The sequence below is a fragment of the Lacisediminihabitans sp. genome, from assembly GCF_043726815.1.
Lineage (GTDB): Bacteria > Actinomycetota > Actinomycetes > Actinomycetales > Microbacteriaceae > Lacisediminihabitans.
On the sequence record NZ_JAYSJZ010000070.1, the window covers coordinates 14,863 to 39,246 of the forward strand.

Here is a 24,384-nt window from a genome sequence, read left to right on the forward strand (position 1 = left end):
TGGTTATCTAGTTCCCCAGTTGTAGAACTGCTTCTGCAGTTTGAGATAGACGAATGTTTCTGTGGACTGGACTCCCGGGATGCCCCGGATTTCCTTGTTGAGCAGGTCGATGAGGTCTTCATCGTTCTCACACACGACCTCGACGAGGATGTCGAAGCTCCCGGCCGTGAGCACCACGTAGTCGACGGCCGAGATCTTGGCGAGCTTCTCGGCCACCACGGTGGTGTCGCCGCTCACCCTCACCCCGACCATCGCCTGGCGGTAGAAACCAAGCTGCATCGGGTCGGTCACGGCCACGACCTGCATCACGCCGGAATCCGTGAGTTTCTGCACGCGCTGCCGCACAGCGGCCTCGCTGAGCCCGACCGCCTTGCCGATCTCGGCGTAACTCCGCCGTCCGTCGGCCTGCAACTGTTCGATGATCGCCTTCGAGACATCGTCGAGTTGGAGTGGTTTGGGATTCACGCTCATAACGTGATTCTGTCAGCGGATCGGGGCACTGACAAGTGAATCCGTAAGTCGCGCGGGCGTTTCGCGACGGAATCGGTGGAAAACGGGGAATGGCGCGCGCGAATCGACCTGACTATGTTGTGAGGATGAGCGCCCAACTTCGCAACTTCATCAACGGTGAATACGTCGCCGCCCGCGCGGAATCGTCCTTCGAACTGATCGACCCCGCCACCGAGCAGACGTACGGAACGTCGCCGGTGTCCAGCCGCGAGGACGTCGACACGGCGTACGCGGCCGCGGCCGCCGCCTTCGAGGGCTGGGGCGAGACCACCCCGGCCGAGCGCCAGTTGGCACTCTTCCGCATCGCCGACGCCATGGAGGCACGGGCCGAGGAATTCGCCGACCTCGAGTCCCGGGACACCGGCAAGCCGCGGGCGACCCTCGTGGCGGACGAGATCCTGCTGTCGGTCGACCAGATCCGTTTCTTCGCGGGCGAGGCCCGCCACCTCGGCGGGATGTCGGCCGGGGAGTACCTGAAGGACCATACCTCATTCGTGCGCCGCGAGCCGATCGGCGTGATCGGGCAGGTGACGCCTTGGAATTACCCGCTGAACATGGCGGTCTGGAAGTTCGCCCCGGCACTCGCGGCCGGCAACACGACGGTGCTCAAGCCCTCGGACACGACGCCCTCGTCCACCCTGCTCCTCGCCGAGGTCGCCGCCGAGTTCCTGCCGCCCGGCGTGCTCAACGTGATCACCGGGGACCGCACGACCGGCGCCGCGATGATCGAACACAAGACTCCGCAGATGGTGTCCATCACCGGCTCGGTGCGCGCCGGCATGGAGGTGGCGAAGTCTGCGGCGAATGACCTCAAGCGGGTGCACCTCGAGCTCGGCGGCAAGGCCCCGGTCGTCGTGTTCGACGACGCGGACATCCCTTCGGCGGTTCGGGGGATCGTCTCGGCCGGCTACTTCAACGCCGGGCAGGACTGCACTGCCGCCACCCGGGTGCTCGTGCAGGCCGGGATCCACGACGAATTCGTGGCGGCGCTCGCCGCGCACGCGAGGGAGAACGCGAAGACCGGGGCGCCGACGGCCGCCGACGTGTTCTTCGGCCCCGTCAACAACGCCCGCCAGCTCGCCCAGGTCGAGGGGATCATCGAGCGCCTGCCCGACAACGCCGTTCTCGAGCTCGGCGGTCACCGACAGGGCTCGACCGGCTACTTCCACGAGGCCACGATCGTGTCCGGACTCGAGCAGACGGATGAGGCGATCCAGAACGAGATCTTCGGCCCGGTGATCACCGTGCAGAGGTTCAGCACCGAGGCGCAGGCCCTGGAGTGGGCGAACGGCGTGCAGTACGGGCTCGCCTCCAGCGTCTGGACGAAGAACCACGGTCGCGCCATGCGCTTCGCCAAGCACCTCGACTTCGGTTGCGTGTGGATCAACACCCACATCCCCATCGTGGCCGAGATGCCGCACGGCGGTTTCAAGCACTCCGGCTACGGCAAAGACCTCTCGTCGTACGGCTTCGAGGACTACACGCGCGTCAAGCACGTGATGAGTTTCATCGGCGAGTGACCGCCCGAGCCCGCTTTGGCCGCAGAATAGAGCGCATGGACGCCGAGGACGACAACACGGTCATCAGACCGCGAGCGATTCCGGATGCCGACGCGGCGATCCCCGACGACGACACCATCATCCGCGAGCGGGTGCCGTTCGCGGACCTGGCCCCGATCTTCGAGGAAGTGGCGAGACGGGCGGGCGTGAACTCCGCACCGTTCGCCCTCGTCGAGCCGAGGCCGTCCTCACCGATCGCGGCGCCACTTCCAGCGGTCGAGCCCGCGCGAGCCCAGACGCCGCCGGTGGATGACTCGTCGCGAACGGCGCCGGTCTACCGGTTCCGGGTGAACAACCACGAACCGATCGCGCTCGATGCGCCGGCGATCCTCGGTCGCAAGCCGAGTGCGCCCCGGGTCACGAGGGGGCCGCTCGCCCGGCTCGTGCGAGTGCCATCCCCGCTGCGCGAGGTCTCCAGCACGCACCTCGAGCTGCGCCAACAGGGAGCATCGGTGATCGTCACCGACCTCAGATCCACCAACGGCACCATCATCACCGTGCCCGGGTTTTCGGCCCAAAAGCTGCTGCAGGGCGAGTCGGTGGTCGTCTCGGCGGGCACCGTGGTGGATATTGGTGACGGCAACCTCGTCGAGATCCTGCCGGTCGAGCGCGTGTGGGCGACCGGATGATGCACAGGCATCGCAACCTGCGAAAGGCGTGACTTGTGACAGAGCTCGGACGAAGTGAAGGACGACGCGCCGTGGAGGTGCCGGGGCGCCCAGACGCATCCCTCGTGATCGCCTGGGGTGCCGCGACCGACACCGGCCGCAAGCGGCACCACAACGAGGACAGCTACCTCGCCGAGTTGCCGTTGTTCGTCGTCGCGGACGGCATGGGAGGCCATTCCGCCGGCGACGTGGCGAGCGCGGCCGTCGTGTCGAGGCTCGAGAAGGAGATCTCCTCGGACTTCGCCGAAATCGGCGCGGTCGAACGCGGACTGCACGCGGCGACCGACGACATCGCGCTCGCCGCGGACGAGAAGGAGCTCGGCGTGGGCACCACGGCGACCGGCGCCGCGCTCACGCTGGAGAACGGCGAGCCGTGCTGGATGGTCTTCAACGTGGGCGACTCACGGGTCTACATGTTCGAGAACAACCTCCTCAGCCAGGTGTCTATCGACCACTCGGTGGTGCAGGAGCTCGTCGACGCCGGGCTCATCCGCGCCGAGGACGCCGAGTTCCATCCCGACAGCAACGTGATCACGAGGGCGGTCGGGTTCAACGCCGCACCGTTGCCCGACTACTGGATCGTGCCGATCCGTTCCGGCCTTCGGCTGCTGCTCTGCTCGGACGGCCTCACGAAGGAACTCGATTCGGAGCGGATCCGCCTGCACCTCGCTGCGGCGCTCGCTCCTGCGGAGACCGCCCAGGCCCTCGTGGATGCGGCGGTCGCGGCCGGTGGACGGGACAACGTCACCACGATCGTCGTGGACATCGTGGAGAGTTCCGGGATCTACGACCTCGAGCACACCGTGCCGAGGCCAACGAGGGTGTGACGACGGCGACCAAATCACCCCCGAAGGGGGGACAAAAACAGGGCCGTCACCAGCGGATTTGTCGGCCGGTGCACAATCGGCAGGTGCCTACAATGGGACACCGGGTCGTGCGACCAGGATTATCGCCGCGACAGCATTCCGGCGAGCGCTGCAAAGGGGGGCTCATGGCACGACGATTGCCGTCACAGCCTCCCGTGCTGCCCGGTTTCTCGCACATCCACATCCTCGGCTCCGGCGGGTTCGCCGACGTGTTCCTCTACGAGCAGAACATGCCGAGGCGCCAGGTCGCCGTGAAGGTCATGCTGAGCGAGGTCGTGAACGACCAGGTGCGGCAGATGTTCCAGGCCGAGGCGAACCTCATGGCGCAGTTGAGCTCGCACCCGTCGATCCTCACGGTCTATCAGGCGAGCGTCTCCTCCGACGGACGGCCGTACCTCGTGATGGAGTTGTGCTCCTCCTCGCTCAGCGAGCGCTATCGCCGCGAGCGGCTGCCGGTGCCCGAGGTGCTGCGAATCGCGGTGAAGATCGGCAGCGCCATCGAGACCGCCCATCGCGCCGGGGTGCTGCACCGGGACATCAAGCCCTCGAACATCCTGCTCACCGCCTACGGGCATCCGGTGCTCTCGGACTTCGGAATCGCCTCGACCCTCAGTGAGGCCGAGACCCAGGAGTCGGTTGGCCTCTCCATCCCCTGGTCGGCGCCCGAGGTGCTGATGGATGAGACGCCGGGCTCGATCGAGTCGGAGGTGTGGTCGTTCGCCGCCACGGTGTACTCCCTGCTGGCCGGCCGTTCGCCGTTCGAGGTGCCGGGCGAGTCGAACAAGTCGGCCGACCTCATCTCGCGGATCAACCGAGCAAAGGTGCAACCCATCGGCCGGTCCGACGTGCCGCCGAGCCTCGAGCGGGTGCTGCAGAAGGCGATGTCGCGCAAGCCGGAGTCGCGTCCGCTCACCGTGCTGGAGCTCGTGCGCGAGCTTCAGGCGATCGAGACCGAACTCGGCGTGCCTCAGACTCCGATCGAGGTCGCGATGGACGACTGGGCTCTCGCCACGGTCTCCGACCTCGAGGACCGCACGCGCATCCGTGCCCTGCCTGGCGCCACGACCCCGCCCAAACGTCGTCGGCGGCGACGCGTGCAGCCGGGCGTCTATTCCCCGGTCGGCACGGTGTTGCGCCAGAGCGCGGGGTCTCCGCACAACAGCGGCACCCAGCCCCTGACCCAGAGCAGGGGGATGCAGGCACTCGCATGGGGCCTGGTAGCGAGCGCGGTGCTCGTGATCGCGCTCGGTGCGACCGCCACCCTCGTGCTCATCAAGGCGAACACGAGTGACATCCCGCGCGTGACCGACATCTCGGCCAAGTCCGCCGCCTCGTCCATCGAGTTCAGCTGGACCGATCCGGGCATCAAGGCGGGCGACTCGTACCAGATCACCACGAGCGATGGCAGGTCGAGCATCCAGCGGCTGGCGGCCTTCGCTGTCGAGGCGAAGCCCGGGGACCACGTCTGCATCACCGTCACCGTCAACCGCGAGGGCAAGACCGGCCCGGAGAGCGGCGAGAAGTGCGTGGACTTCGGCAAGTGATCGGTTCCCGTGTTTAGGCAGTGGCTCGGATCCCACAAGTCACTCGTCGCCACCGCGACGAGTGGCACGGTGATCGCCGCCCTGCTCGCCACGGTCGCGATCGTCTCCACCGGATACACGGCCCAGCGACTGGATCTCGGCGACGGCTCGGTCTGGGTGGCCAACGGCACCAAAGAGGTGATCGGCCGGGCGAACACGCAGGTGCTCGCGCTGAACACCGTGGTCGCGAGCACGGGCGCGAACATCGACGTGGTGCAGAACGGCACGACCGTGCTGCTGTTCGACCACAGCAACGCCAAGGTCGACGTGGTGGACCCCGCCACCTCGAAGGTCCTCGACAGCGTGCCGCTCCCACCCCAGAATCCCCAACTCTTCCTCGCCGGCGATAACGTCGTCGTCGGGTCGGGGGGCACCGGCGAGTTCTGGATCCTGCCGGTCGCCCAGCTGCCCACCTTCAGCGCCCAGACCCAGCCCACCCTGAGCCTCGGCGCGGACACGGTGGCGAGCATCACCCCGGAGGGCGTGCTGTACGCGTTCTCCCGCGCCGCGCATCAGGTCTACCGGGTGGATGCCGCCCACGGCGACACCGTCGACCAGACGAACGCCGCGACCTTCGGCGATGCCCAGAGCACCTTCTCGATCAGTTCGGCCGGCGGGCGCTGGGCCGTGCTCGACTCCGCGAGCCGAATCCTGCACACCGCCGCGGGCAGCGTCGACCTCGCCACCGAGATCGCCATCACCGACAATCCAGTGCTTCAGCAGCCGACGGCATCCGGCGATGCGATGCTCGTCGGCTACTCCGGCGGCCTGCTGCGCGTGCCATTCGACGGCGGAGACCCGGTGCGCGTCGAGACCGGGAAGACGGGATTCGCCGCGGCGCCCATGATCCTCGGGGGCTGCACCTTTGCCGCCTGGTCGGGCGGAGGTGCCTGGCGCAAGTGCGGAACCGACGCGGCGGAGACGCTGCGGCTGCCGTCGGTGGCCTCGTCATCCAGTCGGCTCGCCTTCGAGGCGAACGGCGGCAACGTTGTTCTCAACGACCCGCGCGGCGGTGCGACCTGGGCGGTGCAGCAGGGTGGCGAACTGATCAACAACTGGTCAGAGCTCATCACCGTGAAGCAGGACCAGCAGCAGGTCGACACCAACCAGGAGGACACGCCGCCCAATTACGAGAAGGCGCAGGTGCCGCCCGTCGCGGTGAACGACGCGTTCGGGGCGAGGCCGGCGCGCACCAGCATGCTGCCCGTGCTGCTGAACGACTACGACGCGAACGGCGACGTGCTCGTGATAACCGCGGTGACGGCCGTGGACGAGAACGTCGGACGCGTGGACATCATCAACAACGGGCAGCAGCTGCAGGTGACGCTGAGTCCGGCCGCCACCGGCACACTCACCTTCGGCTACACGATCAGCGACGGGCGCGGAGGCTCGGCGGGCGCGAGCGTCACGGTGACCACGCGTTCCCCGAACGAGAATTCGCCGCCGGAGCAGGTGCGGCAGACGAAGGCGATCGTGGCGCAGGGCGGTCGCGTGACGGTCAAGACGGTACTCGGCGACTGGGTCGACCCGGACGGCGACGCGTTCTACCTGTCCAACGCAACGACCGAGGCGCCGGACCGGGTGAGCTACAAGCCGGAGGGCAGCGTGGTCTTCACCGAGGGTGGGGCGTCCGGCGCGCTGCGTTCGGTGTCCCTCGTCGTCTCGGACGGCCGGGCGACCGGGGCGGGCAGTCTCACCGTCACGGTCAAACCGGCCGGCCAGGTGTCGATCATCACCGACCCCTTCGTGGTTCCCGCCTACGCGGGCCAGGAGGTCACGGTGAGTCCGCTCGAGCACGTCCGCGGCGGTAGTGGCACCCTCCGCCTCGCCAGCGTGCCGGCCAAGACCGGCGCCACCATCGTGGCGAGCCTCGAGGCGGGCACCTTCCGCTTCTCGAGCACGGAGGTCGGAACCCACTACCTCGAATACGTCGTGAACGACGGTGACCAGACCGCCACGGGGGAGATCCGGGTCGAGGTCGCCGCGCCGCCCGACGCGAACAGCAAGCCGATCACCATTCCCAAGACCATCTTCGTGAAGACCCTCAGCAGCCAGACCATCGACGTCGCGTCCACCGACATCGATCCGGGCGGCGCTGTGCTGCTGGTGACCGGTGTCTACAACATCGCGGCGAACGCTGGAATCCGGGCCGAGGTGATCGAGCAGCGGGCCATCCGGGTGACGCTCGTCGCCCCGCTCGAGTCCGGCCCGGTGAGCTTCAACTATCGAGTGAGCAACGGGCTCGCCGAGTCCGAGGGAATCGTCACCGTCGTCGAGATTCCCGTTCCCTCCCAACTGCAGCCCCCCATCGCCAACGACGACGCCGTCACCGTGCGCGTCGGCGACGCGATCGACATCCCCGTGCTCAACAACGACGTGCAGCCGGACGGGGAGAAGCTCACCCTCAACCCGGTGCTGACGACGAGCCTGGGCAACAGCTCCGGGCTGCTCTTCGCCTCCGGCGACGTGCTGCGTTACCTCGCCCCGCAGAAGACGGGAGACTTCACCGCGATCTACGAGGTCTCCGGACCGGATGGCCAGGTCGCGCAGGCCCAGGTGAAGATCGCGGTTCGGGAGGCCGTCGAGGCGACGAACAACCCGCCCGTGCCCGTCACGATCGTCTCCCGGGTGCTGGCGGGGGAGACCGTGCGTATCACGGTCCCGCTCACGGGGATCGATCCGGATGGCGACTCCGTGCAGTTGCTCGGGCAGGCCACGAGCCCGCTGAAGGGCTCCGTCATCGACGTGGGCACCGACTACATCGACTACGAGGCCGGCAGCTATTCGGCCGGCACCGACTCCTTCACCTACACGGTCATCGACGCGCTCGGCGCCCGCGCCGTCGGTACCGTGCGAGTGGGGATCAGCCCGAAACTGGATGGCGCCCGCAACCCGGTGGCGATCGAGGACGAGGTGACCACGCGGCCGGGCACCACGGTGTCCATCCAGGTGCTCGCCAACGACTCGGATCCGGACGGCGGATCGCTCAAGATCATCAAGGTCGAACCGAACAGCAAGAACATCGTGGCCTCGATCGTCGGGGACATCGTGAAGGTCACTCCACCGAGCGCCCCCGGCACCTACGGGCTGGTCTACACGATTCAGAATGCCTTCGGGGGCACCAGCTCGAACTTCATCACGGTGAAGGTGGACCCGAATGCTCCCCGTGCCCATCCGGTGGTGAGCGACACGGTGCTGACCCTGGCGGACATCCTCGGCCGCGAGACCGTCGACGTGAACGTGCTCGCCAAGACCTTCTTCGCCGACGGCAACGCCAACACCCTCAAGGTCTCGCTTCTGCCGGGCTACGACACCACCGCCACGGTGACGTCGAACAAGCGCATCCGGGTGTCCGTGCAGAACAAGAGCCAGATCATCCCGTTCGCCGTGGTGAATCCCGACGATTCGAAGGTGGCATCGTACGCGTTCGTCTGGGTGCCGGGGCTCGACGACGCGCTGCCTCAGCTCAATCGCAAGGCGCCGCCGCTCACCGTGGCCAGCGAGTCGACGCTCACCATCGACCTCGCCGACTACGTGCTGGCGATCGGCGGAAAGAAGGTCCACCTCACCGACTCCACGAGCGTGCAGGCCACCCACGCGAACGGCGACCCGCTCGTGGTCAACGACCACACCCTCAGGTTCACCTCCGCGGACAAATACTTCGGGCCGGCCTCGATCTCGTTCACGGTGACCGACGGCGATTCGACCAACGACCCAGCCGGTCACGTTGCGACCCTCGTGCTCCCGATCAAGGTGACCGCCAGGGCCAACCAGCCGCCGTCCTTCGTGGGCGGGGTTATCGACTTCGAGCCCGGCGAATCCAAGGTCCTCGACCTGGTGAAACTCACGAACTATCCGTACCCGAAGGACGTGGCCGAGCTCGCATACACGGTGCTCAGCCCCCTTCCCGACGGCTTCAGCTACACCCTCGCCGACCAGACGCTCACCATCCGCGCCAACGAGGGCGTTCCCAAGAACTCGAGCACCTCCATCCTGCTCGGTGTGCGGGACGCCCTCGCGGCCGGCCAGTCGGGGCGCATCGAGCTCAATGTGGTGGCCTCGACCCGCCCGCTCGCCAAGCCCGCGCCGGACTCGGTGCTCGCGCAACGCGGCCAGACGACCACCGTGGATGTGCTCGCCAACGACGAGGCCACCAACCCCTTCCCGGGCAAGCCGCTCACGGTGGTCGCCATCCGCGGCCTCGATGGCGGGCAACTGCCCGCCGGCATGTCGATCTCGCCTAGCCCAGACAAAAGGCGGCTCACCATCACCGTGGCCTCCTCCGCCTCGCCCGGCGACACCGGCCTTCAATACCAGGTCGCCGATGCGACCGGCGACCCTGACCGGTACGTCTGGGGTTCAGTGAGGGTATCCGTTCAGGACCGGCCGGATCCCGTCGTCGCGGTGCAGGCAACTGCGTTTGGCGACAGGAAGATCACGCTCCGGTGGAGCGCCGGGGCCGCGAACAACTCGCCGATCACGGGCTTCGACGTTCTCGAGTACAGCCCATCCCTCGTGCTGCTCTCCACCACGCCGTGCGCCGCCGCGATCTGCGACATCGCGACGCCGGGCAACGGCCCGGACAACGCGGTGCGCCTTCGCGTCGTGGCGAAGAACGCGATCGGAGCCTCCGACCCGGCCGGTCTCGACGCGACGGTGTGGTCGGATATCGTTCCCGGCGCGCCGGCCACGGTCGGTGCGGACCCGCTCGACGGCGGGTTGTCCATATCGTGGACCAAGGTCACGACGGGGGCCGGAGGAAGCCCGGTCAACAGCTACCACGTGACGGCCGGCTCGCGCGCGGTCGACGTCGACCTGTCGGCCTGCTCCGGCTCGACGTGCACGGTGGACGTGAACGGCCTCACCAACGGTCAGACGGTGCCGGTGAGCGTGAGCGCCCGCAACTCCGCGTACGCCCCGCTCACGACCTGGAACTCGTCGGGAACGAGTGCGAGTCCGGCGGGCGTGCCGCTCGTCGTTTCGGCGCCGACCGCGGCCGCGGTCGACACCTCGATCTCGCTCGACTGGGACGGTGTCTTCACCGACAACGGGCGCCCGATAACCGGCTACACCGCCGTGGCCTACACGGGGGCGGCGCCGACCTGCGCAAAACCCAATCCCCCCGGCTCGACCTCGAGGTCGGTGGGCACGGCGACCTCGACCACCTTCACCGGGCTCTCGAGCGAGGCGAACTACTCCCTCGTCGTGTTCGCGACCAACAAGATCGGATGTGCCGTGAGCGCGGCGGTCACCGCCCACACGAGCCCCGGGGTGATCACCGCGGTGTCGACAACCGGCCCGTCCCAGACCGGCAACGTCTTCAATTTCATCCTGGCCGGGGCCTCGAGTGGTTCGACCGACTTCACCAGCGACTACTCGTTCTTCTATCGGCTGGTCACCGGCGGCACGCCATCCACCTCCGGTGCTGTCGGCATCGGCGGCCCACTCACCGCCACCTCGCTCTACGGCAAGGATGTATCGGTGCAGCTTCGCGCGTGCCGCAGCTACGGCGGCACCGCAGCGATCTGCCAGTCGCAGTGGTCGGCGTCCTTCCACCTCGGCACGCCGGTCGACCCGCGGGTCTCGAGCCTGGCCTTCGCCCTCACCGGCGACGGAGTGATCGACCAGAGTGGCACGTTCACCTGGGCCAACTGGCCGGTGGGCGACTACGAGGCGATCCAATACCGCTGTGGCGACACTCCCGGCGGGACCTGGCAGACCGCGACCGCCGCCGACCTGAGCGAGGCGGGGCAGTGCCAGGCGGACGGCACCCTCGGTGCGCCGACCCTCGACATCCGCGTGGTGGCCAACGGCAACAAGACCTATGACATAACGTACGACACGAGCGGGAAAGCGCAGTAGCGCCCCGGTCCACCGCCCCAACGAGAAGGTAACAGACAGTATGACGATGACAGCCGAGCAGGCCACCTGGTTTTCGGAGCGCTTCAATCGGCTCGTTTCGAATGTCGACCAGGTTCTGCTCGGGAAGACCTTCGTGATCAAGCTGTCCTTCACGGCGCTGCTGAGCGAGGGCCACCTCCTGCTCGAGGACTTCCCCGGCACCGGCAAGACCTCGCTTGCCCGTGCCATGGCGCAGAGCGTCGACGGCTCGACCAACCGCATCCAGTTCACGCCCGACCTGCTGCCGGGGGACATCACCGGGGTCAGCATCTACGACCAGGGCGCCAACGACTTCGAGTTCCACCGCGGACCGGTGTTCGCCAACATCGTGCTGGCGGACGAGATCAACCGGGCGAGCCCCAAGACCCAGGCCGCGCTCCTCGAAGTGATGGAGGAGGGCCAGGTGACCGTCGACGGGGTGACCCACGACGTGGGGGCGCCCTTCATGGTCATCGCCACCCAGAACCCGATCGAACAGGCGGGCACCTACCGGTTGCCCGAGGCCCAGCTCGACCGCTTCATCATGAAGGCCTCGATCGGCTACCCGGACCACGCCTCCACCGTGCGCATCCTCGAGGGCGCCGGCGTCAAGGCCCACGAGACGATCCTGCCGCCCATCGCCTCGGCCCAGGTCATCGTGGAGATGGGCGCGCTCGCTCGCACGGTTCACGTCGACCCCTCAATCAACGACTACGTGTCGAGGCTCGTCGAGGCCACGCGATCCACCGCCGAGATCCGTCTGGGGGCGAGCGTTCGCGGCGCTCTCGCCCTGATCCGCACGGCGAAGACCCTCGCGGCCGCAAACGGTCGCCACTACGTGATTCCGGATGACGTGAAGGCGCTCGCCGAGCCGGTGCTCGCCCACCGGCTGCTGCTCGACCCCGAGGCGGAGTTCGATGGGGTGACCGCGTCGAGCGTGATCGCCCAGATTCTGATCGAGACCCCACCGCCGAGTGACAGGCAAGCGGTGTGACCGACAGAAGCGACCTCCTGCGGGTGCCGGAGCGCTCGGCCCGCTCGACCACCTCGACCAGCTCGACATCGTCCGCGCGATTCGACACCGCGCACTTCACGACCATCGAGGGCCTGACCAACGCGCGAACGCGCATCGTCGGCACGCGGACCGGACTCCTGGCGGACGCGATCGTCGTGGGGGTGCGGCTCGCGCGGGCCCTGGGCGGAGTCGTCGACAGGGTGTCGCGACGGGTGTCGTCGGTGATCACGCCGCTGGGCTGGGTGATGCTCCTCGCCGTGCCGATCGCCTTCGTGCTCGGCTATCAGCTCGGCTGGATCGAACTGGTGGCCGTCGGGTTTGCGGGAAGCGTGCTGATCGTCGTCGCGGCGATCTACCTCATCGGCCGCAATGCCGTGAGGATCGAGCTGACGGTGCCGCACAGCCGGGTCGTCGTGGGGGAGAAGGCCACCGGCGTCGTGACCGTGACCAACCCCGTGCGTCGCCGGATCGCCGGGGTGAAGGTGGAGGTGCCCATCGGCGCGGGACTCGCCGAGCTCGCCATGCCAAGCCTCGACCGTGGGGCGAGTTCCGAGCACGAGTTCGTGGTGCCCACCGCCCGACGGGGAATCCTCTCGATCGGGCCGGTTCGCACGGTGCGGGCGGATCCGGTGGGCCTCGTTCGCCGTGAACTGGTGTGGACGGGGGCCGTGCAGCTGTTCGTGCATCCCCGCACGATCGGCATCCCCAGCACCAGCACCGGTTTCATCCGAGACCTCGAGGGCAACCCCACCCGCGACATCTCCAACAGCGACGTCTCCTTCCACGCCCTTCGTGAGTACGTTCCCGGGGACGATCGCCGCTACATCCACTGGAAGAGCACGGCCAAGACCGGCACGTACATGGTGCGCCAGTTCGAGGAGACCCGCCGAAGCCACCTCGTGATCGCCTTGAGCCTGGCGACCGCGAACTACGCGACGGACGAGGAATTCGAGATGGCGGTGAGCGTGGCGGGGTCGCTCGGCGCCCGCGCCATCCGGGATGCCCGCAACGTCTCGGTCGTCGTGAGCGAGAAGACGCCGGAGTTCGCCAAGCGCAAGGTGCTCGCCGTGCGGCACCTCAACACGCTCACGAGGACGAGGCTTCTCGACGACCTCTCGGTCGTGGAGCACGCCGAATCGGCCCTCGGTATCCTCGACGTCGCACGGGTCGCGGCCGACGAGGTGATCGGCATCTCGGTGGCCTTCCTGGTCTGCGGGTCGCTCGCAACGCCGACCGAGCTGCGGGCCGCGTCGACCAAGTTTCCCCCCGGAGTCGAGGTCGTCGCCATCGTGTGCGACCCGGAGACCGTACCCGGACTCCGCAGGGTCGCGGGCCTCAGCGTTCTCACCATCGGATTCCTCGAGGATCTCCAGAAGTCCCTCGCCCGGTCGGCGGCCGCATGACCTCCAGCCGGGCACTGCCCCAGTCCTTCGTCATCGCCAACACCGCAATGCTCTGGCTGGCGACCGCCATCGCGAGCGTGGAGCTCTGGCCGATCTACCAGAGCCCCCAGTTCATCGTGCTCGTGGCCGTTGCCGTGGGCGTCGGTACCCTCATCGCGATCGGCGGGGCGCGCTACCGCTGGTCGAGCCTCGTGGTGCTGCTCGTCACCGTCGCGGCCTACTTCGCGATCGGTGTCCCGCTCGCCGTACCGAGCCGTGCCCTCTTCGGTGTGCTGCCGACCCTCGACGGGCTGGCCGAGCTCGCCACCGGCACCGCGCTGAGCTGGAAACAGCTCGTCACCATCACTCCGCCCGTCGGCAGCTACCAGGCGCTGCTCGTGCCCGCCCTGGTGCTCGTGCTGGTGACGACCGTCGTCGGGCTGTCGACCGCCCTCCGAGGCCGGTGGGGGGAGCTCGGCGTGCTCGGGCCCATCACTCTCTTCGTGGCCGGGATCCTGTTCGGTCCGGCCATCGCGGTGCTGCCGCTTCAACTCTCGCTCGGCCTGCTCGGCGTCGTGCTGCTCTGGATCGCCTGGCAGCGCTGGTATCGCCGCCGCGAACAGGTGCGAGTGCTTGCCGCGCAGGGCACGGTGCCGGGTGGTGCCCCGGTCGAGGCGACCACCGACCGCGGGCTGATCGCAGCCCGATCGCTGATCGGTGCCGTGCTCATCATCGCCCTCGCCGCGGGATCGTCGGTGGTGGCGGCCCTCGCCCTGCCCCCGACCACCGACCGCCAGGTGATCCGCACGGCGATCGAGCAGCCATTCGACCCCCGCTCCTATCCGAGCCCGCTGAGCGGTTTCCGCCGCTACGAGGAGCCGGGAACCGCGGACAGCACCATGCTCACCGTGGCGGGCCTGCCGTCCGACGGCCGCATCCGCATCGCCACCCTCGACAGCTACGACGGGATCGTCTACGCCGTGGGCAGCGACGCGGTCGCGAGCGAGTCCGGTTCCTTCACCCGGGTGCCGTACACCTTCGACCAGTCGGCGGTCACGGGTCGCCGGGTGACTCTCACGGTGACGGTGGGGGCGTATGCCGGTGTCTGGGTGCCCACGGTCGGCAAGTTCGAGAGCATCGCCTTCGCGGGGAACGACGCCGCCGCCCTGCGAGACTCGTTCTACTACAACAACGCGAGCGGCACCGCCGCCGTGGTGAAACAACTGGGCGCCGGCGATTCCTACACTCTCAGCGCGGTGCTTCCCCGCCAGCCAGACAGCAGCCAGCTTGCCAGCGTCGGCCCGGGGGCGGCAGTGGTTCCGCGGATCGGCGTGCTTCCCGAGAACCTTCTCGCGACGCTCGACGGCTGGGTGAAGGGGGTCGACGGCGGAGGAGCGCGCCTCGTGGCCATGATCGAGGCCCTCAAGAAGGCCGGCTATCTGAGTCATGGCGTCTCGGCGGACGAACCGGCCAGCCGATCCGGGCACGCTGCCGACCGGATCACCCAGCTGCTGACCGACCAGCGGATGATCGGCGACCAGGAGCAGTACGCCGTGACGGCGGCCCTCATGGCCAGGCAGCTCGGTTTTCCGGCGCGGGTCGTCTTCGGCTTCGCGCCGAAGGACGCGAACGCCACAGGGGTCACCAGGGTGCTCGGCAAGGATGTGTCGGCGTGGATCGAGGTCGACACCGCCCAGTACGGCTGGGTGGCTATCGATCCGACGCCGCCGGTGCGGGAGATTCCGGCCGAGCAGCCCAAGGAACCGACCACCATCGCGCGGCCGCAATCGCCCGTGCAGCCCCCGGTCGAGGACCAGAAGGCCGACAACAGCCCGGTGCCCCCGGACAGCTCGCAGGACGAACCAGTCAACCTCAGCCCGATCCTCGTCGTGCTGCTCGCCGTTCTGCGGATTCTCGGCTGGGTGGCGGTGGCCGCGGCCATCCTTCTTGCCCCGTTCGCCGCGATCGTGGCGGCGAAGGTGAGAAGACGGGTGCTGCGCAAGAGGGCGCCGACTCCGCTGCAGCGCATCAGCGGCGGCTGGCAGGAGTTTGAGAATTCCGTCATCGATCGCGGGTACACCCCGCCGCCGTACCCCACCAGGACCGAGGTCGCGGCCACCGTCGGTGGAATGAAGCCGCTCGTGCTCGCGACCGTCGCAGACCGAGCGATCTTCTCCCCGAACGAACCGCGCGCGGAGGAGGCCGACCAGGTCTGGCGGTCCGTGGAGGCGATGATCATCACCATCGATCGGGGGCGCACGCGACGGGAGCGCATCCGGGCAGCGATCTCGCTGCGATCCCTTGGTGGTTATAGTGTCAAGAAGCTGTTCAAGCGTTAGAGGGTTGCACGGTGAGATGCACGTATTGCGGGACTGAGTTGCCGGTGGGGGCCCTGTTCTGCGGCGAATGTGGACGTGCGGTGGCGCAATCGCAGCTACCGACCGGTCGGTTGCCGCGGGTTCAGACTCCCGCGGTGCGTACTGGCGCGCTCGGCGAGGCCAGTCGGCCGGTGGCGCAGCCGCTCGTCGCGCCCGGCAGCGTGCTGCTGTGCGAGCAGTGCGGCAGCTTGATGGCTGCCGACGACATCTTCTGCGGCGAATGCGGCAACGTGTCTCGGGCCGTGAGTGACACGTTCAGTCGCCCGCGCGACACCGTGGTCATCGATCGCATCGATCGCATCGAGCGTGTCGAGGCGAGCGAGATGCCCGCCGCACGCGAGCCGGAACCCGCGCCTCCCGCGGTGGACATACTGCCGGTGGCCGAGGCCCCCGCCGAACCAGAACGATCGTCGCCGGAGCGGTCGACATCGGGACGCTTGTCGGCAGGCCCTCCCGTGCACCCGACCGACCCCGCGGCGGGCGTCGCGACGCCCACCCCGTCGACCCAGGCCGACGCGGGCGACGTGGAGGCGACCCGGATCGTGCGGCGGGAGAACGGGGCGCGCTTCGTGCTCCAATTCAGCACGGGGGAGAGCTTCACGGTCTACGGCACCGGGCTCGTCGGCCGCAACCCCAAGGTGGAGCCCGGGGAATACGTCGACCAGCTCGTGCGAGTGCTCGACCCGAGCCGCTCGGTCTCCAAGACCCACCTCGAGTTCGGGCAGGACGACGGCAGCTTCTGGATTGCCGACCGGTTCTCCGGAAACGGGACGATCGTGCGCGAGCCGGATTCGGCCCCCGTGCGGTGCGAGCCGAACAAGCGGCACCGGATCATGCGGGGCACGCGAGTGGAAATCGGCGAGCAGTTCTTCATCGTGAGCTGACCACTCCTCCACTATCACGCGCCGTCTCCTGGGCGATCCGCGCCGTCTCGCCGGTCTCCCGGGCGCATCCTCGGGCGTGATTTCCTGTCTCGCGTGTCCAGCAGTCCCCCCGAACCCCGCGGAATAGCGTTGCCGCTCGCGCCGGAGAGTCCACCGCACCACGCGCTGCCCCTCGTCGCCACGGTCGCCCCGGTGGCGGTCTCCGTGGGGATGTGGGCGATCACCGGGTCGCCGTACGCGCTGGCCTTCGCCGTGCTCGGCCCCGTCATCGCCGTCGCGAGCCTGGTCGACGGTCGGCTGCACGGCCGTCGGCACGCCAAGCGTGAATGGAGACGGTTCGACGGGCAGGTGGCGAGCACCAGACGCCTCATCGACGAACTCCACGCCGAGGAGCGCGCGAGGCTCGTCGCCGAAGTCGAGCGGATTCGCGGCACGCCGCGCGACGTTCCTGGCGACCCGGAGCGGTGGCGTCTCGACGACCACGATGGCGTCCGGGTCAGCCTGGGGTTGCGCGTCGGTGGCAGCTCGCTCCGGATCGCGGAGGCCCCGGCCTCGCAGGCGCCCTCGGCCGCCGAGGAGCGCCTGGCCGATCTGCGTTCCCATGCCGCCCACCTGGCGGACGTTCCGTTGCTCGTCGACCCGTTCCTCGGCATCGGGGTGTGCGGCCCGTCCGCGCTCGCGAACGCGGCCGCGCGCGAAATTCTGCTGCAGCTCGCCGGGTCGCTCCCGCCCCGGGACTCCTCACTCGCCGTGCCGCCCGGCGCGGCCTGGCAGTGGCTGCGATCCCTGCCGCACCCTGTGCTCGACGCGCCCGCCGGCGCGGATCGGGTCGAGTGGGTCTGGCAGGGCCGCTCCGTGCTGGTGGCGGTCGCGGAGGCGGTCACGGGTCTCCCGGCCGAGTGTCGCGTCGTGCTCGGGGTGCGCTCGGGCGCGTCCGCGCGGGTAGTGAGATGCCCGGGCGAGGAGAGCCGGCCCATCGTCGCGGTCTTCGCCTCCCGCGAGGCCGCTCTCGAGCGCGCGCTGTTTCTCGCCGCCGCCGCGGAGGCTCGCGGCGTCGGCCGGGCGGCACGGGCCGAGGCGCCGGACCCCGTCTTCTCGGCGCTCCCGGTGGGCTCGGCGGCCGGATTCTCCCTCGAGTGCGTCTTCGGCACCAGCGAGGGCGAACCGTTCGCGGTGGATCTCGTGGCCCACGGTCCGCATGCCGTGGTCGGTGGCACGACGGGCAGCGGCAAGAGCGAACTTCTGCAGAGTTGGATCCTGGCGATGGCCGCCGCGCACGGCCCGGACGAGGTCACCTTCCTGCTCGTCGACTTCAAGGGCGGCGCCTCGTTCGCGGCGATCGCCGGGCTCCCGCACGTGGTCGGCATCGTCACCGATCTCGACGCGCGGGTGGCGGAGCGGGCGATCCTGAGTCTGGGGGCGGAGATCCGATTTCGCGAGGCGTACCTCGCCCGGCTGGGCGCCCGGGACATCGGGGGGATGCCGCCGGGGGAGGCCCTCGCGCGCCTCGTGATCGTCGTCGACGAGTTCGCCGCCATGGTCGCCGACCTGCCGGAGCTGCACGCCCTCTTCGCCGACCTGGCGGCCCGCGGTCGCTCGCTCGGCATTCATCTCATCCTCTGCACGCAACGACCGGCGGGGGTGGTGCGGGATGCGGTGCTCGCGAACGCGAGGCTGCGGATCTCGCTGAGGGTGAACAACGCGGCAGACAGCGTGGCCGTGGTCGGTTCGGCCGTCGCCGCCGCGCTGCCGGCTGGCCGGCCGGGAGCCGCCGTGGTGAGCCTCGACGGCGAGGGCGCGCGACCGATCAGGGTCGCGCTCGTGACGCCAGACGACGTGCGCCGGGTCGCGGCCGCGCGCCCTCCGAGCGATGTCGCCCCGCGTCGGCCATGGTGCGACGACCTTCCGGCCGTCGTCCCCTTGTCCGGGCTGGGCGCCGACGCGAAGGGGGTGCCGATCGGGCTGCTCGACATCCCCTCCGAACAGCGCCGGGCCATCGCCGCCTATGACGCGGCCGGCCACGGCAACCTGCTCGTGGTCGGTGGGCATCGCTCGGGCAAGTCGAACCTGGTGCGGGTGCTCGCGTCGGCCGCGGTCGTGAGGGTGATGCCCGCGTCGGTCGACGAGGCGTGGGAGTTCCTCGAGCGCGAGCTCGCCGGGAGGCCGCCGGCGCTCGTCGTGGTGGACGACCTCGACGCGATCGTCGCCCGACTGCCCGAAGAGCACCAGCAGCCGTTCGTGGACATGATGCTCGCGGTGCTGAGAGGCGGCTCGTCCGCCGGCCGGGGCGTCGCACTCACGGTGCGCCGGATCACGGCGGCCCTGCACGGCGTGGCCGAGCTGTGCGATTCGAGACTCATCCTGCGCCTGCCGGGACGGCAGGACCACCTGATGGCCGGGGGAGAGGCGGCCTGGTTCGACCCGGCGGCTCCTCCCGGTCGGGGCGAGTGGTTCGGCAACCGCGTGCAGCTCGCGCTCGCTCCGGCAGACCCGCTCGAGCCCGACTCGGTCGAGGTGGAGCGGGTCGACTGGTCGGACGGCTCGCGTCGCGCGGTGGTGTCGACCACGCCCGAGGCGTTCGAGCTGGCCATGAGGCGGGCCGGGCGCTCCGAGCCGATTGTGCAGTTGCGTTCACGGGACTCGAGCGCCACCGGACCCGCCGTCGATGTGACCGGTGCCGGCGCGCGGGCCGTGATCGTGGGCGACCCGGACGCCTGGCAGGCCGCGTGGGGTCTCGCCTCGAGCGTCCGCGGCTCGACCTCATTGCTGTTTCACGCCTGCACCCCGGCCGAGTTCCGGGCGGTCAGCGGCCAGCGCCGCCTGCCGCCGCCGATAGTTCGGCGGTCGACGGACGGCTGGCTGCTCGAGCCGGACGGGTCATTGCGCCGGGTGCGCGCGCTGCCAGACCAGGAGCCCGGCTGATCCGCTCAGTGCGGTCGACCGGTCAGGCCAGAACACTCTCGACGGACTGGAACTCGAGGCCGTTCGCCGTGGCGACCGGCCCGTTGACGAGGTGCCCCGCGTGGGTGTTCAGCCCGAGGGCGAGGGCGGGATCCCCGCGCAGGGCATCCCTCCAGCCAAGACTCGCGATGGAGCGCACGTAGGGCAGCGTCGCGTTGGTCAGCGCGTAGGTGGAGGTGTTCGGCACGGCGCCCGGCATGTTCGCCACGCAGTAGAAGAGCGAACGGTGCACGGTGAACGTGGGGTCCGCGTGCGTCGTGGGGTGGCTGTCTTCGAAGCAGCCGCCCTGGTCGACGGCGATGTCGACGAGCACGCTTCCCGGCTTCATCCGCGACACCAGGTCGTTGCTCACCAGCTTCGGGGCCTTCGCGCCCGGCACCAGCACCGAGCCGATCACGAGGTCGGCCGAGATGCAGGCCCTCTCGATTTCGAAGCTGTTCGACGCGATGGTCTGCACGCGACCCGCGTACAGGGCGTCCAGTTCGCGCAGCCGCTGGATGTTCGTGTCCAGCACGACGACCTCGGCGCCGAGGCCCACCGCAACCGAGACGGCGTTGGTGCCGGCGACGCCGCCGCCGAGCACGACCACGCGGGCGGGGCGGGTGCCGGGCACGCCGGGAACGAGCAGCCCGGGACCACCGTTGGGCTTGAGCATCGCGTTCGCCCCGACGATGGGCGCGAGCCTGCCGGCGACCTCGCTCATCGGGGCGAGGAGGGGAAGGGCCCTCGACGGGAGTTGCACCGTCTCGTAGGCGATGGCGGTGACCCTGGCTGCGAGAAGTTCGTCGGTGAGTCGGCGCTCGGCGGCGAGGTGAAGGTACGTGAAGAGCAGCAGGCCGTCGCGGAAGTGGCCGTATTCGCTCTCCACCGGCTCCTTGACCTTGAGCAGGAGGTCGGCGGCGGCCCAGGTGGTCGCGGCGTCGGCGGTGATCGTCGCCCCGGCCGCCACGTATTCCTCGTCGGGGATCGAAGAGCCGAGCCCGGCCCCCGCCTGGATCAGCACCTCGTGTCCATTGGACGTGAGGTCGTGCACCCCGGCCGGGGTGATGGCCACCCGGAACTCGTTGTTCTTGACCTCTGTTGGCACGGCGATCTTCATTGCACTCCTGACTCGACACGACCCTCGGCAGCCAACGACGTTGTTGACGCAACTCCAAGCGTAGTCTCGGCAGACACACGAATCCGCACCGAAAATGGGCGCTCTGGTGCTGATTTCGTAAAGATTGTGTTTCGTGATGGGGGATTTGCCCCATTTTGGGTGCGGTTCGCCCCGCCACTGTGCAAGTATCGACGCATGCGGGACGCCGGTGTCCGCGTCATGTTCCCGTCGCTCAAGGAGTACCCTCGATGACCAGATCAATGCCCCAAGACCCGATGATCCAGCGGTTGATCCAGCAAGCAAGGCAGGCGCCGATCACGAGGCGCAACATCCTGCAGGGGGCAGGGATCGGGGCCGCGGCTCTGACCCTGGCGGCCTGCTCCAGCGGCGGAGCGACGAAGCCCACCCCGGCGAAGGACAAGTCCGACTCGGTGAAGGCGCTCAACTGGGCGAACTGGGCCGCCTACCTGGACGAGGACGACAAGGGCAACTACCCCACCCTGGTCGAATTCGAGAAGCAGACCGGCATCAAGGTCAAGTACGACGTGGCTGTCGACGACAACAACACCTACTACGGCAAGGTGAAGGGCCAGCTCGCGCTGGGCCAGGACATCGGTGCCGACGTGGTGTGCCTCACCGACTGGATGGTCGGTCGCCTCATCCGGCTCGGCTACACGCAGGAATTCGACAAGTCGAAGATCCCCAACGCCAAGAACCTCACCCCGACGCTGCAGAACCCCGACTTCGACCCGGGACGCAAGCATTCCCTGCCCTGGCAGGGCGGCTTCGCCGGCATCTGCTGGAACAAGGAGAAGCTGCCGAACGGCCTCAAGTCGGTCGACGACCTCTGGGACAAGTCGCTCAAGGGCCGCGTCGGCGTGCTCTCCGAGATGCGCGACACCATGGGCCTCATCATGATGCAGAACGGCGTCGACATCTCGAGCAAGTGGGGCGACAAGGAATTCGACAGCGCCATCGAGGTCTTCAAGAAGCAGGTCTCGGACGGCCAGATCCGCAACATCAAGGGCAACGCCTACCTCGAAGACCTCAAGAGCGAGGACACCCTCGCCGCGATCTGCTGGTCAGGCGACATCACCGTGATCAACGCGGAGGCCGGAGACAAGTGGGAGTTCGCGATCCCGACCGCGGGTGGCACGCTCTGGAACGACAACTTCCTCATCCCGGTCGGGTCGAGCGAGAAGGCGAACGCCGAGAAGCTCATCGACTACTACTACGAGCCGGAGGTGGCCGCGCAGGTCGCCGCGTGGGTCAACTACATCACCCCCGTCGTCGGCGCGAAGGAGGCCATGCAGAAGATCGATCCGGCGCTCGCCGACAACCAGCTCATCTTCCCTAACGAGGACACGCTCGCCAAGACCAAGATCTTCCGCACCCTCACGGGCGCCGAAGAGAGCAAGTACGGGGCGGCCTTCCAGGCCGTGCTGCTGGGCTCGTAATGGCGGGCGGAGTCTTCGCCGAGTCCGGCGCCGACCTGGAGCTCGTGGGAATCCAGAAGCGATTCCCCGGGTTCACCGCGATCGAGGGCATGGATCTCACGATCCCGGCCGGCTCGTTCTTCGCCCTGCTCGGGCCTTCGGGCTGCGGCAAGACGACGACGCTGCGTCTCGTCGCCGGCCTCGAGGAGGCGACCGCCGGTCGCATCCTCATCGGCGGCAAGGATGTCACGGACACGAAGCCGTACCAGCGGCCGGTCAACACCGTGTTCCAGAGCTATGCGCTCTTCCCGCACATGACGATCATCGAGAACGTGGCGTTCGGCCTGCGTCGCCGCAAGATCGCGGATGCGACGGGCAAGGCCCACGAGGCGCTGCGCCTGGTCGAGCTCGATCACCTGGCCGCCCGCCGCCCGCAGCAGTTGTCCGGCGGACAGCAGCAGCGCGTGGCCCTCGCGCGGGCGATCGTGAACCGCCCGGCGCTGCTGCTGCTCGACGAGCCGCTCGGCGCCCTCGACCTCAAGCTCCGCCGGCAGATGCAGCTGGAGCTCAAGTCAATCCAGGAGGAGGTGGGGCTCACCTTCCTGCACGTGACCCACGACCAGGAGGAGGCCATGACCATGGCCGACACGGTCGCGGTGATGAACAAGGGCAAGATCGAGCAGCTCGGCGCGCCCGAGGTGCTCTACGAGCTTCCGCGCACTGCCTTCGTCGCCAACTTCCTCGGCCAGTCGAACCTCTTCACCGGCCCCGTCGAGGGCACGACCGCCGACAGTATCTCGGTCAACGTCGAGGGCAACAAGATCGTCGTTCCCAAGTCCCGCGCCCAGCGTCACTCCGGCGAGGTCACCGTCGGTGCCCGGCCCGAGAAGCTGACGCTGCACGTGACCGAGCCGAAGCCCGAGGCCGGCACGAACCTGCTCGGACCGGGCCGGGTCATCGACGTGTCGTTCAGCGGAGTGAGCACCCAGTACATCGTCGCCATCCCGGGCCTCGGCTCGATCGTGGTCTTCGCGCAGAACATGGGCGTGGGTCCGCTGGTCGGCGAGGGAACGGAGACCTGGGTGAGCTGGAAGGTCGAGCACGGATTCGGGCTGGAGGATGAGGCGCCCAGGCAGCCGCGCTTCAGCTCGGACACCGACACGGCATCCATCGCGCTCGAGAAGAAGCGCGCCCTCATGTCGGAGCTCGAGGAGGCATAACCGTGGCCTTCTCAGCATTCGCCAGCGCGGCGCCAGCCCAGGAGCAGGCGCCAAAACGCCGAAGCAAGATCGCCCTCCTGCTTCTCGCCCCCGGCGTGCTCTACCTCGTGATCTTCTTCCTGGTTCCGCTCTTCACCCTCGTGACGACCTCGCTGCAGGCGCCGTCGCCGTCCGGTGACATCGGGCAGTTCGTGCCCGGCTTCGAGATCGGCAACTATGCCACGGTGATCGCGCAGTACACCCCGCAGATCCTGAGATCGTTCGGCTACTCGCTGGTCGCGACGGTGTTCGCGCTGCTGTTCAGCTACCCGCTGGCCTACTTCATCGCGGTGAAGGTGCGGCACCGGCCGCTCCTGCAGAACCTCCTGCTGGTGCTGGTGATCGCGCCGTTCTTCATCAGCTTCCTGCTGCGCACGATGGCGTGGAAGTCGATGCTGTCGGACGAGTCGTTCCTCGTCTCGGCGCTCAAGGGACTCTCCCTCATGGCGCCGGACGCGCACATCACCGGAACCCCGTTCTCGGTGATCTTCGGACTCACCTACAACTTCATCCCGTTCATGACCCTCCCGCTCTACGCGGTGCTCGAGCGGCTCGACACCCGATACCTGGAGGCCGGCAGCGACCTCTACGCACGGCCGTTCACCACCTTCCGCACGATCACCCTTCCGCTCTCGGCGCCCGGCATCATCTCGGGGGTGCTCCTCACGTTCATCCCGGCCGCGGGCGACTACGTCAATGCGAGTCGGCAGTTTCTCGGTGGCACGGGCACGACCATGATCGGCAACGTGATCGACAGCAACTTCTTCGAGTTGCAGAATTACCCCGCCGCCGCCGCCCTGTCGATAATCCTGATGTCGGCGATCCTCGTGCTCGTGATCGTCTACATCCTGCTGTCGGTCTATGTCTGGAAGACCGGAACGGAGGGGCTGCTGTGACGCTCCAG

At 68.5% G+C, this 24,384-nt stretch carries 15 protein-coding genes; 13 read left to right on the forward strand and 2 right to left on the reverse strand.

The window, feature by feature from the left end:
- Positions 1-3: 3 nt before the first annotated feature.
- A complete protein-coding gene (locus tag ACHZD8_RS10055) occupies positions 4-471 on the reverse strand; it encodes an Lrp/AsnC family transcriptional regulator (RefSeq protein ID WP_394770227.1) in 468 nt (155 codons plus the stop codon).
- A 125-nt stretch (positions 472-596) separates the two neighbouring features.
- On the opposite strand from ACHZD8_RS10055, the gene ACHZD8_RS10060 reads away from it, so the two are divergent.
- From ACHZD8_RS10060 to ACHZD8_RS10105, 10 genes are all read left to right on the forward strand, one after another.
- Positions 597-2,030, forward strand: coding sequence for a gamma-aminobutyraldehyde dehydrogenase (locus ACHZD8_RS10060; protein ID WP_394770229.1), 1,434 nt, complete (start codon positions 597-599; stop codon positions 2,028-2,030).
- A gap of 35 nt (positions 2,031-2,065) precedes the next feature.
- A complete protein-coding gene (locus ACHZD8_RS10065; RefSeq protein ID WP_394770231.1) occupies positions 2,066-2,698 on the forward strand; it encodes an FHA domain-containing protein in 633 nt (210 codons plus the stop codon).
- Positions 2,699-2,733: 35 nt separating this feature from the next.
- A complete protein-coding gene (locus ACHZD8_RS10070) occupies positions 2,734-3,564 on the forward strand; it encodes a PP2C family protein-serine/threonine phosphatase (protein ID WP_394770233.1) in 831 nt (276 codons plus the stop codon).
- A gap of 164 nt (positions 3,565-3,728) precedes the next feature.
- A complete protein-coding gene (locus ACHZD8_RS10075; protein WP_394770235.1) occupies positions 3,729-5,147 on the forward strand; it encodes a protein kinase in 1,419 nt (472 codons plus the stop codon).
- Between the two features lie 9 nt (positions 5,148-5,156).
- A complete protein-coding gene (locus tag ACHZD8_RS10080) occupies positions 5,157-11,048 on the forward strand; it encodes an Ig-like domain-containing protein (protein ID WP_394770237.1) in 5,892 nt (1,963 codons plus the stop codon).
- Positions 11,049-11,088: 40 nt separating this feature from the next.
- Entirely contained in the window at positions 11,089-12,060 is a 972-nt protein-coding gene (locus ACHZD8_RS10085) for a MoxR family ATPase (protein WP_147784875.1), read from the forward strand.
- Positions 12,057-13,484 carry a DUF58 domain-containing protein gene (locus ACHZD8_RS10090; protein WP_394770239.1) on the forward strand — a complete coding sequence of 476 codons (1,428 nt, stop codon included), beginning with the start codon at positions 12,057-12,059 and terminating at the stop codon, positions 13,482-13,484. The genes ACHZD8_RS10085 and ACHZD8_RS10090 overlap by 4 nt, the downstream gene beginning before the upstream one ends.
- Complete coding sequence (locus tag ACHZD8_RS10095; RefSeq protein WP_394770241.1) at positions 13,481-15,802, forward strand: transglutaminase-like domain-containing protein; 2,322 nt, start codon at positions 13,481-13,483, stop codon at positions 15,800-15,802. Before ACHZD8_RS10090 ends, ACHZD8_RS10095 begins: the two co-directional genes overlap by 4 nt.
- An 11-nt stretch (positions 15,803-15,813) precedes the next feature.
- Positions 15,814-16,725, forward strand: a complete 912-nt coding sequence (locus tag ACHZD8_RS10100) for a zinc ribbon domain-containing protein (RefSeq protein WP_394770243.1) — start codon at positions 15,814-15,816, stop codon at positions 16,723-16,725.
- A gap of 93 nt (positions 16,726-16,818) precedes the next feature.
- Positions 16,819-19,647: an FtsK/SpoIIIE domain-containing protein gene (locus tag ACHZD8_RS10105; protein WP_394770245.1), complete on the forward strand. Its 2,829-nt coding sequence runs from the start codon at positions 16,819-16,821 to the stop codon at positions 19,645-19,647.
- A gap of 22 nt (positions 19,648-19,669) precedes the next feature.
- Here the strand turns inward: ACHZD8_RS10105 and ald are convergent, their stop codons facing one another.
- Positions 19,670-20,785, reverse strand: a complete 1,116-nt coding sequence (gene ald / locus ACHZD8_RS10110) for an alanine dehydrogenase (RefSeq protein WP_394770246.1) — start codon at positions 20,783-20,785, stop codon at positions 19,670-19,672.
- Positions 20,786-21,033: 248 nt separating this feature from the next.
- On the opposite strand from ald, the gene ACHZD8_RS10115 reads away from it, so the two are divergent.
- Genes ACHZD8_RS10115 through ACHZD8_RS10125 form a run of 3 tightly spaced genes read left to right on the forward strand, consistent with a single transcriptional unit; the run spans position 21,034 to position 24,376 of the window.
- Entirely contained in the window at positions 21,034-22,242 is a 1,209-nt protein-coding gene (locus ACHZD8_RS10115; RefSeq protein WP_394770248.1) for a PotD/PotF family extracellular solute-binding protein, read from the forward strand.
- On the forward strand, positions 22,242-23,441 hold the full coding sequence (locus ACHZD8_RS10120; protein WP_394770250.1) for an ABC transporter ATP-binding protein: 1,200 nt from the start codon (positions 22,242-22,244) through the stop codon (positions 23,439-23,441). The genes ACHZD8_RS10115 and ACHZD8_RS10120 overlap by 1 nt, the downstream gene beginning before the upstream one ends.
- A gap of 2 nt (positions 23,442-23,443) precedes the next feature.
- Entirely contained in the window at positions 23,444-24,376 is a 933-nt protein-coding gene (locus ACHZD8_RS10125; RefSeq protein WP_394770252.1) for an ABC transporter permease, read from the forward strand.
- Positions 24,377-24,384 lie beyond the last annotated feature (8 nt).

Coding starts and splice junctions, on each gene's coding strand:
- ACHZD8_RS10060 (WP_394770229.1), top strand. CDS start 597: ATGAGCGCCCAACTTCGCAACTTCATCAACGGTGAATACGTCGCCGCC.
- ACHZD8_RS10075 (WP_394770235.1), top strand. CDS start 3,729: ATGGCACGACGATTGCCGTCACAGCCTCCCGTGCTGCCCGGTTTCTCG.
- ACHZD8_RS10120 (WP_394770250.1), top strand. CDS start 22,242: ATGGCGGGCGGAGTCTTCGCCGAGTCCGGCGCCGACCTGGAGCTCGTG.
- ACHZD8_RS10085 (WP_147784875.1), top strand. CDS start 11,089: ATGACGATGACAGCCGAGCAGGCCACCTGGTTTTCGGAGCGCTTCAAT.
- ACHZD8_RS10065 (WP_394770231.1), top strand. CDS start 2,066: ATGGACGCCGAGGACGACAACACGGTCATCAGACCGCGAGCGATTCCG.
- ACHZD8_RS10055 (WP_394770227.1), bottom strand. CDS start 471: ATGAGCGTGAATCCCAAACCACTCCAACTCGACGATGTCTCGAAGGCG.
- ACHZD8_RS10115 (WP_394770248.1), top strand. CDS start 21,034: ATGACCAGATCAATGCCCCAAGACCCGATGATCCAGCGGTTGATCCAG.
- ald (WP_394770246.1), bottom strand. CDS start 20,785: ATGAAGATCGCCGTGCCAACAGAGGTCAAGAACAACGAGTTCCGGGTG.
- ACHZD8_RS10095 (WP_394770241.1), top strand. CDS start 13,481: ATGACCTCCAGCCGGGCACTGCCCCAGTCCTTCGTCATCGCCAACACC.